The organism is Succinivibrio sp. (assembly GCF_045124615.1).
Lineage (GTDB): Bacteria > Pseudomonadota > Gammaproteobacteria > Enterobacterales > Succinivibrionaceae > Succinivibrio > Succinivibrio faecicola.
Genome location: NZ_JBGVMC010000247.1, coordinates 1 through 3,084, shown reverse-complemented (window position 1 = coordinate 3,084; position 3,084 = coordinate 1). Strand labels below are relative to the sequence as shown.

General features: G+C 34.2%; 3 protein-coding genes. All 3 read left to right on the top strand.

Features of this window, described 5'->3' with window-relative positions; translation table 11 throughout:
• Positions 1–164 precede the first annotated feature (164 nt).
• Entirely contained in the window at positions 165–1,181 is a 1,017-nt protein-coding gene (locus ACJML3_RS06465) for a hypothetical protein (RefSeq protein WP_406021657.1), read from the top strand.
• A gap of 2 nt (positions 1,182–1,183) precedes the next feature.
• Positions 1,184–1,822 (top strand): hypothetical protein, encoded by a 639-nt coding sequence (locus ACJML3_RS06460; protein WP_406021655.1) that lies wholly within the window; start codon positions 1,184–1,186, stop codon positions 1,820–1,822.
• Between the two features lie 201 nt (positions 1,823–2,023).
• Positions 2,024–2,953, top strand: a complete 930-nt coding sequence (gene cysK, locus ACJML3_RS06455; RefSeq protein WP_406021653.1) for a cysteine synthase A — start codon at positions 2,024–2,026, stop codon at positions 2,951–2,953.
• Positions 2,954–3,084 lie beyond the last annotated feature (131 nt).

Sequence of the window (3,084 nt, the reverse complement as noted above, 5' to 3'; positions counted from 1 at the left end):
GAATAATTGTAAAAATTGTGACATCGTTTACAAAACAGATTTCAATGAAATTTTTTGCATGTTCATATTATGTGGAATTTAACAAATTTAAGAAAAATGTATGGTAATTGAGAATACATATGAATAAACTTAAATCAGATATTATAAAAACCTAAGGTGGTTTTATGGATTACAACAAGCCTGATATTCTTTTATTAAAGGTATCTTATAACTGGTTTCAGGTTATAAAGGCTCACTTCATTTCATATGGATCAAGTATAACAAACTGCTGGTACACTCCCTTTGAGGAGAATCTGTCAGATAAGTCTGATATCGTGATAAAGCCAGGAACTTTAACTTTATTTTTAGTTGAAAAAGGCGATAAACAGATAATTGTCGGCGGTGGATATTATCTTAAGAAAGTGTATCTTGATCTAAATGTCTGCTGGTATACATTCGGTGTGAGATCAGGTTATGTTACATATCAGGATTTTATAAACAGGGCAGAGGAGTATAATGCCGATCTGTCGATGCCTATTAGCTGCAATCTTGTAAGTGGTACATTCATATTTACTAAAACACAAATACTTGATGTACCTGAAGGTTTTGAATTCAAATTTTTAAAAGATCACTGTCAGATCCTTTTAAAATCTTCATCACCAATAGGAAAATATCTTATTAAAGTTTCGAATCAAAAACGTAATGAAGCTATTGACTATATAGGTTCTGATGGAACATGGCCTGGCATATACTACAAGGCTACAGTTCATAAGACAATCGAGAATATCTCAGAGTACCGAACAGAACTTTTAGGTGTATATAATGCCACATGCGCTGTAACTGAAAGCCATTTTATTGCTACTTTAAAGGCTGTGAATTTTCAGTCAATGTACGATGATCGCTTCTTGACAATAGAAAATGGAATTATCCTGAGAGCTGATATTGCAGAGTTATTCAACAAGGGCTTTATAACATTTTTTTATGATGCTTCAGATATTTTAAGAGTAAGACTCTCTCAGCGTATGAAAGAGCATTTTGATCCTGACTATATCAAACTTGATAATAAACCATTATTACTGCCAGAGGATAAAAAGCTTTGGCCTAACAAAGAATATGTAAAGTGGCATAATACCATCAGATTTGAAAACTGGCTTAACAGTGGTGAATTCAGTCTTATTGATTTTTCAAGTAAATACAAATAATTATGCAGATAGCAGTAATTGGTGCCGACACTAAGATAGGGCAGATGATTGTAAACAGCGCTGAAGCTTTAAAAATTAGAACCGTCAGCGTTGTAAGTTCATATATAAGTTTAAAAGGTGATGGAAAACTTGTAGTAAAGGATTATCAGGATCTTAAACTCAGCGATTTTGATGGTTGTCATGTCATTGTTGATGCAGTTTCTTTTCTTGATATTACAAGATATTCAACTGATCTTCTGCCTTTATGGACAGAACTTGAAATTCTGAAGAATACAGATATTTCTTTACTGTGTCTTGGTTCATCTGCATTTTTATATACAGATAAATCTAAAAAGCGTTTTGTTTTTGATGAAAGTGATGTCGTTATAAATGATGATCAGCAAAAAGTAGACAGACTTTGTGTAAATGCCTATAAAAGACTATCTACATGCAGCAATGTTAAATGGGGGATATTCTCGCCACCACTTTTTTTAGATGATCATTCAATCGGCTCTGGTAACTACATGCTGTCTGATAGCGTACTGCCTGTAAATGTAAATGGAACAAGCAGAATAAGTGTTAATGATTTTGTTAAGGCAACAATTGATATCTTAAAGCAGGGTATAAAAACTCACGACGTCATGTCTGTTTGTCAATTCTAATCTTTTTTCTGCACAAAAACTGAGCTCCTACCTAAAGCAACACAATAATATTTTATTAACCTATTGAAAAATAAGGTTAATATTAATATCACACAAAAATTTTTATAGTTTTTATTGATAATTATCAATAGATCCTTTATTATTCTTACAAAACCTATCAATAATATAGGTTATATAGATAATAATAACCTGGGAAAAAAAATGAAAATCTACGAGTCAGTTACACAGCTAATAGGAAAGACACCTCTTATTAAGTTGAATGGCCTTATCAAACACCACAACCTAAAGGCTAATCTTATTGCAAAGGTTGAAGCTTTTAATCCTGCAGGATCTGTAAAGGACAGAATTGCATATGCGATGATTTCAAAGGCTCTTTTGGACAATAAGATCAATAAAGATACTGTAATTATTGAGCCAACATCTGGAAATACTGGTATAGGACTTGCTCAGGTATGCTCAGCTTTATCCTTAAAACTGATTATTGTTATGCCAGATTCCATGTCGATTGAAAGACGTAATCTTTTAAGAGCTTTTGGTGCAAAGGTTGTTTTAACTCAAGGCTCTCTTGGCATGAACGGAGCAATACAAAAGGCAAAAGAGCTTCTTTTTGAAAACAAAAATTCTTATATGCCATCTCAGTTTATGAACCATGTAAACCCTGAGGCTCACTACAGCACAACAGGCCCTGAAATATATGAGGATACAGATGGCAAGGTTGATTATCTTGTTGCAGGTATCGGAACAGGCGGCACTATTTCAGGTGCTGGTCGTTACCTAAAAGAGAAAATAAAGTCAGTAAAGGTTATAGGTGTTGAGCCTGCTCAGTCTCCTGTTCTTACAAAAGGCTTTGCTGGTAATCATGCTATTCAGGGGATTGGCGCAGGATTCATTCCTGATACTTTAGACAAGACTGTTCTTGATGAGGTGATTGCCGTTGATAATGTTGATGCATTTACCTATACAAATCAGGTAGCTCAGTTAGATGGAATTCTTGCAGGTATCTCATCTGGTGCTGCAATAGCAGCTGCAATAGAACTTTCAAAAAGAATTGAAAATTCAGGCAGGAATATCGTTGTCATTCTCCCTGATACAGGTGAGAGATATCTGTCAACTCCAGTGTTTTTAAAGTAGTAGGTGCACCATGATTGATAAACATGAGAGTATCACAGCTAAGCTTTGCTCATTTGTAAGAGCTTTTCACAGCATCTATGAAAAGAATAAGGTTTTTGATGACTATCTTGCATACGATCTAATGGGGCAGG